The organism is Microcystis sp. M165S2, assembly GCF_020245885.1.
Taxonomy (GTDB): domain Bacteria; phylum Cyanobacteriota; class Cyanobacteriia; order Cyanobacteriales; family Microcystaceae; genus Microcystis.
On sequence record NZ_JADBTZ010000327.1, the window covers coordinates 1 to 7924 of the forward strand.

Genomic DNA, 7924 nt, shown 5'->3' on the forward strand with positions numbered 1-7924 from the left:
AAGGCCGAATTTGAAGTCTTTTCTGAACGAAACCCCCTACTATCTGTTGTCAAGGTTCAGTTTTTAGCTTGGTTATCGCTTTTTCCATTGTAGCTTAAAGCCGTCCTAAAAGGACGGGGTTTTAACCCAAATTTTCGATAACTAAAAATATCCACAACTTTCCATTGTAGAATAACCTGCCTAAAACCGACAAAATTTAAATATTAAACTATGGAAGAAAAAGGCTATCCTGCCGAAAAATCAGCAGAAATTCAAAAATTATTAGATACAGCCACTTTATTTGTCGGTTTATCCCCTGAAAACCTCGCTCAAGTTACTTCTCATGCTGTCACCCGCACTCATCCTGCTAATCAGGCGATTTTATTAGAAAATGATTGGGGTGGTTCGGTTTACTTTATTCTGGATGGTTGGGTGAAAATTCGTACTTACGATACGTCGGGTAGAGAAGTCACCTTAAATATCGTCGGTAAAGGGGAAATAGTCGGAGAAATGGCCGCTTTAGACGAATCTACCCGCTCCACCGATGCTATCACCTTAACCACGGCCACAATTAGCAGTATTCCCGCCCAAGATTTTATTAATCTGCTCACATCGGAACCTTTAGCGGGAATTCATCTTTCTCAATTAATGGCCAGGCGTTTGCGTCAACTTAACCGGCGTTTACGTTTGTGCGAGGCCGATAGTCTCTCCAGAGTCGCCGATACTTTACTCTTTTTGGCCGAAGGTCAAGGACAAAAAAGCGGCCAGGGTACGATAATTCCTAATTTACCTCACCGGGAATTGAGTAGCATTAGTGGCCTGGCCCGGGAAACCGTGACCCGATCCTTGACCAAATTGCAGAAAAAAGGCCTGATTCAACGACAGCAGGAATCTCTCTGTATTCCCGATCTGGCCGCTTTAGGAAGATCGATCTCCTAAATTCAGTTATCAGCTTCTGAAGGCAAAAGGTAAGACCCCCCAACCCTAGGGCTGATTCATTCTCCGAATCTAATTCTTTTTTTTGCTACCCTTAATCGCTTATGAGGTAAGCTAGGGAGCAGGGGAGTACAGGTTTTTGCTTTCATGGTAGGTTGATTCATGAATCAACCTACAAAGCACGACGTTTTGACAAATTTTCAGCTATTTATTCCGAGAATTAGCTTAACATAGGAAAAATAACAGTTTTTGGTGTTACTAAGAAAATATAATGAGAGAAATTTGGGGTTCCCTATTTATTTTTTTAGTCTGTCCTATAATCGGGGGACTGCCTCTGATCGATTGGATAAATTATCTAGTAACCGGACGTAAATTATCCCAATTAGGGACTGGTAATATCGGTGTAACTGCTGCCTTTTACCACGGAGGAAAATTAGTGGGAATTTTAGCAGTAATTTCGGAAGCAGCCAAGGGAATTATCGTTATTTTCCTAACCCGTGTCTTTTTTCCCACCGGCTCCTCTTGGGAATTATTAGCTTTAATTGCCTTAGTTATGGGGCGCTATTGGTTAGGAAAAGGCGCGGGAACTACTAATGTTTTCTGGGGATTAATTGTTCACGATTTTGTCGCTGTTTTTCTCACCTTAATTATTAGTGGGATTAGCTTTACTATTTTTCGAGAAAAATCTACGGGTAGATTGGTAGGATTATTTTTATTAGCTTTAATTCTCACCTTGCGCCGTCCCCAGGATTCAGGTTATATGATAATTGCCATTGCTTTAGCCTGTTTATTAGGGGCAATTTTTCAAAAAATAGCCGACGATTTAGACTTACCTGAAGCAAGTGTTAACAATGAATCAAAAACTATGTTTCGTTTTTTTCGTGGAGATCGATCGCTCCAAACTCTTGATGACAATCTGGCAGCTTCAAAAGTGGGACAAAAAGCCGCCACTTTAGCCTATCTTAAGCGTGCCGGTTATCCCATTCCTCGGGGTTGGATTTTACCACCAGGGGATGATCCACAACCATTAATAGAATCTCTTAATCCTGATATTAATCATCCCTTAGTAGTGCGATCTTCCGCTATTGGAGAAGATAGTGAAACCGCTTCATCTGCGGGACAATATACGACAATTCTTAACGTCATCGATCGAGAAAATTTAGCAGCGGCGATTTTGAGTTGCCAAACCTCCTATAATAGTCCTAATGCTGTTAATTATCGACTCGATCGAGGTCAAGAAAACACGGCCATGGCTGTGTTAATTCAAGAACAAATTCGAGGAGTTTTTTCGGGAGTTGCCTTCAGTCGTGATCCGATTAATCCTCTCAGTTTAGATGTAGTTATTGAAGCTTTACCCGGAGATGCCACCAGAGTTGTATCGGGAAGAATCACCCCCGAAAGTTATCGGGTTAATTTAGAAGAAAATATCATCATCGGAGCGGGAGATATTCCCCCAGCTATTATTCAACAGGTAGCTAATCTTTGTCGGCAATTAGAAACCCTTGATCATGGCATTCCCCAAGATATAGAATGGACTCATGACGGACGAAAATTATGGTTATTACAGTGCCGTCCTATCACTAATTTACAGCCAATTTGGACAAGAAAAATCGCAGCTGAAGTTATCCCCGGAGTGATTCGTCCTTTGCCTTGGTCAATTAATCGTCCTTTAACCTGTGGAGTTTGGGGAGATATTTTCCAGTTAGTTTTAGACAAAAAAGCCCTCGATTTGGATTTCAAGGAAACAGCGACTTTACACTATCAAAGAGCTTATTTTAATGCTTCTTTGTTAGGAACAATTTTCCGTCGCATGGGATTACCTCCAGAAAGCTTAGAATTCCTGACCAAAGGGGCAAAGTTTACCAAACCACCCTTAACGGCAACTTTGGCTAATTCTCCCGGTTTATTAAAACTTTTAGGACGGGAATTACAGTTAGAAAAAGACTTTAGCCAAGATCAAAAAAACTATTTTATCCCGACGCTCGAAAAAATTAACGCTACTTCCCCAGAAGCTTTATCTTCAGGGGAGATTTTAGAGCAAATTGAGGAGATTTTAACCCTCTTAAAAAAAGCCACCTATTATAGTATTCTTGCCCCTCTTAGCTTCGCTTTGCGTCGCAGTATTTCGCAAGTACCTTTTGAGAGATTGGATAACTCCCAAGCACCAGAAATAGCCTCGATGCGATCGCTATCTGAACTGAGAAAAAATACGATCGATCGAGATTTTGACTCAGCTTTTTCCCTCTGGTTAGAAACCTACGGTTATTTAAGCGAAGTGGGAACCGATATTTCGATACCGAGATGGCGAGAAAATCCCCAATATCTGCTACAATTATCCTTAGATATTCCCAACAATAATAGCCATAAAAAAGTTAAATCTTCCCATACTGTCCAAAAAAGACTAAATATCAAAAACCAAGTCACTCAAGTTTACTCCCGTCTTTTAGCTCACCTACGCTGGCATTTTCTCGCATTAGAAAACCTCTGGTTACAGCAGGAAATATTATCGGAGACGGGAGATATATTTTATCTAAATTATTCAGAAGTTACCCAGTTAGGTCAGAATAATAAAATCGCCAATCTTAACCAGATTATCCACCAGCGTCGCCAACAATTCCAAGAAAACTCTCAATTAACCGATATTCCCTATATCGTTTATGGACAACCCCCGCAAAGAGAATTTTTAGTCTCGAATTTAACTGCTAAAAAACGCTTACAGGGAATTGCCGCTAGTGGGGGGACAGTGGAAGGACGAGTCAAAATTATGCCAACCCTACAAAATCTAGAAATTGCCCCTAATACTATTCTCGTTATTCCCTATACTGACTCAGGATGGTCCCCTTTATTATCCCGGGCTGTGGGCATTATTGCCGAGGTGGGGGGACAATTATCCCATGGTGCTATTATTGCCAGAGAATACGGAATTCCGGCGGTTATGGATGTGCATAATGCCATGAAATTGTTAAAAGATGGTCAATTCATTCGTCTCGATGGCAGTCAAGGAATTATTGAAATTCTCTAGGCATTAGGTGTAGGGTGTGGAGTGTGGGGGGGTCACTGCGTGCGCGTTGCGGGGGAAGAATAAATAAAAATAATCTCCTGAATACTGACTCCTAACCCAATGGTAGATGTGGGATTTTTGCGGGAGTCCTATTTTTCCCAAAAATATAAGCAAAAACTATGTATTAACTCCAAACACTTGAGAATATTTAAATTAACATTCCGCAATATTTACAAATTCTTAAAAATTAATTGAGAAAGATTTTTATTTAACAACGATGTTGCAATGGTTACAGCAATTTGATAGAATTTCATAGTCGGTTATTCTATGCGTTTTTGGGCAGCAACGTTTGAAACCCTTGCCACACCTAGAAGGTAATCCTAATGAAGACAGGTAAATGAGTCAATTTCACCCACAACGATGATCTTTTTTTTGTGTAGTTTTATTGCAAAAAAAAAGTTTTTTTGACAAAAAGCACAAAGTATGAATTAGGAAGTGGGGTAGTGGGGTAGTGGGGTAGTGGGGAAATTGAACTAAAACCCCAAAACCCCAAAACCTAAAACCTGCCTTCTGCCTCTTGCCTCTTGCCTCTTGCCTCCTCTAACATCTTCCCCAACAGCCAACCCCTAACACTCCTTTTGCCGAGGTTATCTGCTATTTTCCAATAAAAACCTTCTTTCTGCCCGAACAATTGCCTCTCTAGTGGCTAAAACTGCTTCTGTATCCACCGAAAGAGAAGTCACACCCCAAGCAATCAGATCATCTATAATTTCAGGATACTGAACGATGGCCATGCCGCAAACCGAACAGGGAATCTGTAAAACTTTTGCTTGAGTGATAATTTGTTTTAAAGCTGCCCTGACTGCGGGATGACGGGCGTTAAAATATTCTGAGAAATCTTCTCGATCGCTACCTAAAAGTAATTGAGTTAAATCATTAGTACCAATAGCGATTAACTGTACCCCCGCTTGCACATAATCCCCCAATTGAAAGATTACCCCCGGTACTTCCACCATTATCCCCAATTGAAAAGAAGGGACTTGAGTGAGTAAAGCCGATTGTACCCGTTGCCGGCAAAAAATAAATTCTTCCACTCCGCGGACAAAGGGAAGCAGTAAATTAATATTGGTGGCGCTGGTGGTTTGTACCCGTCGTAAAGCTTGCAATTCCAGATCGAATAGAGTCGCATCTAATATATAACCATGGGTTCCCCGACTGTCTTTAGCCGAATGTTGAGCATCAAAAGAACGGTAAAATAAAGGCTTAGGCTGGATACTAAGGGCAAATTGTGCGATTAAATCACTTAATCTCTCGATTAATTCCCCTTGATGCTCTGGTGTTAACCATTCTTCTAGGCTACGCTGGGAAAGTAACTCTAAAATCATCCATTCTGAGCGCAATAAACCGATCCCATCAATAGGCAGATTTTGGATTCTGGCAATACTTTCAGTTTGACTGAGATTAACCATCAAACGGGTGGCAATTGCCGTCCCGTCGGTTTCTCTGGGGGGTTGCGGGGGTAAGGAAATATTTTCCTGAGATGCTAGAGAAATAATTCCCCTCGTACCATCTACTAAAATTATCTCTCCTGAGCGGATAATTTCCGTGGCATTTTTCACCCCGACAATGGCAGGAATGGCTAATTCCCGGGCTAAAATAGCACCATGGCTAGTTAATCCCCCCTGTTCCGTGATCATTGCTCGAATTTGGCGTAAATGGGGCAGTTTTTGGGGAGGTAAATTAGTAGTAACCAGAATGCAATCCTGAAAATTTGCCTCTGGGGAGTCGAAATTGCTGATAACTTTTGCCACTCCCGATACCAACCCCGGGGATGCCCCTAATCCTCTTAGGGGATAATGGGAGGTAGTAGCGGTGATTTCCTGACTGTGACAGTTGAGAATATAAATTTGACCATCCAGCATCATCAGCCATTCTATGCTGGTTAACGTCGGTTTTTCCGTAAGCAGAGATTGAACCAGTTGACAAAGGCGATCGATGGCGAAATTATCTAAACAGTGGCTTTCCTGTAAACTGGGTGCTAATAATTGTGGCGCAAGCAGATTACTGTCAGTATTGAGATAATAAGCGCGGGATTTATTGCCTAATTGCCGACTGCGTAATTGACCGGAGCGATCGATAATATAGGTATCCGGTGCCACTTCTCCATTCACTAAACTGTGTCCTAACCCCCAAACCGCCTGAATTTGCCAGTTATCGTCATTAATCAACACATTTCCCGCACAATTGGCCGGTAATAACGGTTGTACCAGTAAAGATAATTGAACGTTTTCTAAACCAATTCCCATTTTTCGCCAATAAAATAGACTTCTGGCGCTGAATAACTCCGCCCAAGCTTGTTTTAGGGCATTTTCTAGATTATCTGCTTTAATTCCACTGATTGGGGCAGAAAATAACCCTAGAGTTCGCCGAGCCAGATTGGCTGGTAGGGAAAAGCGCCATACTAGGGTATCCATGGATAATTGTGCCACGGCCGCCCCTAGTTCTTCTAACCAGAGAGGAGGAATTGCTGCTTGTAAAATGGCGCTCCGACTCTTTTTAGCGACTAATTGCAGAGCTTTTGCGTCATCTACGTCTAAATAGAGGGAAGATTGCGGAAAATCAGTCAAGAACGAGTCAGCCTTGTTGATAGTTTCCAAAAATTCCGCAAAAATGTGGTTAAAAATGGCAAATCCCCTGATAATTGGGTATCCTCGCTGGTGTAATTCACTGGCAATAAAAGCTTTTTCCCCCACCAGGGGGCGATCAGAAGCACTAATGCGATCGAGCCAGCAAAGAATGGTCACGGGATTTGTTAAGAATGATGAAAGGATTCTAAAATAATCTATGTGATTTTTGTAACTTTTTACTTCTACCTGCTAGTTTAACCCACCGTCACTATCTTGAGGATGATCTGGGAAGTAGGGTGTGGGGAGATAGGGAAGTGGGGAAGCTGTCTCATCACCCCATCCCCCATCCCCTATCCCCTAACCCCATCCCCTATCCCCTATCCCCTATCCCCTGATAGCTGATAAGATAGGATTCGGACAATATTTGATCGCTGCGAGAAATTCATGGACACACCTGCGAAAGTTTTGTTAGTGGATGACGAACCGGGGGTTCGTGAATCTGTGCAAGCATATCTACAGTACGGGGATGACTTCGAGGTAAGAACTGCTAGTAATGCTAACGAAGCCTGGGATTTACTCAATCAAGAAATTCCGGAATTAGTCATCTCCGACATTATGATGCCGCAGGTGGATGGCTATCAGTTTCTGAAGAAATTGCGCGAAGATGCTCGTTTTCAGACAATTCCCGTGGTTTTTCTCACTGCTAGGGGGATGACAAGCGATCGCATTCAGGGTTATAATGCCGGTTGTGATGCTTATTTATCCAAGCCTTTCGATCCCGAAGAATTAGAAGCATTAATCAAGTCTTTAATCGAGCGCCGTCGTCAATCCTTGCAAGCCACCAGCGAAAACGCTAGATTAGAAGAAATTGCCCGAGATATCCGGGAATTAAAACAGCAGGTGGGACAACATAACACTTTTACTACTACTCCCCCCCCGATTAAAATTGACCTTACCCCCCGGGAACAAAGTGTTTTAGATCTGGTAGCCGAGGGATTGATGAATAAAGAAATTGCCAGTCGTCTAGAAACCAGCGTCAGAAACGTAGAAAAATACGTCAGTCGCTTATTTAGCAAGACTGGTACTAATAGTCGCACGGAATTGGTACGTTTTGCCCTAAAACACGGTTTAACCAGTTAAAATCGACAGAGACACAGATTATAAGTAGTCGTGCAAAATTAATTTTGCACGACTACTTAGGGTTTGCTGAATAAATCTAAAAACCTTGTTGGATAAGACTTTTAGACTTTTTTCCCCTCGAAAAGTGCCTTAGCCAGGGGTGATCGGGGGGAAAATTCAGGGACTTTTTCCCTGAAAATTAGGTAGTTGACCACCTGAAAATCGATAAAACCCCACACCCCACACCCCACACCCTGCCCCT

Annotated in this window: 4 protein-coding genes; 3 read left to right on the forward strand and 1 reads right to left on the reverse strand. The window is 42.2% G+C overall.

Annotated features, from left to right (window positions below):
* Positions 1 to 210: 210 nt before the first annotated feature.
* Positions 211 to 918, forward strand: a complete 708-nt coding sequence (locus IM479_RS16200) for a Crp/Fnr family transcriptional regulator (protein WP_287687530.1) — start codon at positions 211 to 213, stop codon at positions 916 to 918.
* Between the two features lie 268 nt (positions 919 to 1186).
* Entirely contained in the window at positions 1187 to 3937 is a 2751-nt protein-coding gene (locus IM479_RS16205) for a glycerol-3-phosphate acyltransferase (RefSeq protein ID WP_287687529.1), read from the forward strand.
* Positions 3938 to 4563: 626 nt separating this feature from the next.
* Here IM479_RS16205 and IM479_RS16210 read toward each other — a convergent pair.
* Positions 4564 to 6720 (reverse strand): putative PEP-binding protein, encoded by a 2157-nt coding sequence (locus tag IM479_RS16210; protein WP_287687527.1) that lies wholly within the window; start codon positions 6718 to 6720, stop codon positions 4564 to 4566.
* 267 nt (positions 6721 to 6987) lie between these two features.
* Between IM479_RS16210 and IM479_RS16215 the strand changes: the two genes are divergently transcribed.
* A complete protein-coding gene (locus IM479_RS16215) occupies positions 6988 to 7683 on the forward strand; it encodes a response regulator transcription factor (RefSeq protein ID WP_287079412.1) in 696 nt (231 codons plus the stop codon).
* The last annotated feature ends 241 nt before the right edge of the window (positions 7684 to 7924 follow it).

What these genes read in the sequence shown, in the direction of transcription:
- IM479_RS16200 (WP_287687530.1), top strand. Translation starts at nt 211, where the DNA reads ATGGAAGAAAAAGGCTATCCTGCCGAAAAATCAGCAGAAATTCAAAAA.
- IM479_RS16205 (WP_287687529.1), top strand. Translation starts at nt 1,187, where the DNA reads ATGAGAGAAATTTGGGGTTCCCTATTTATTTTTTTAGTCTGTCCTATA.
- IM479_RS16215 (WP_287079412.1), top strand. Translation starts at nt 6,988, where the DNA reads ATGGACACACCTGCGAAAGTTTTGTTAGTGGATGACGAACCGGGGGTT.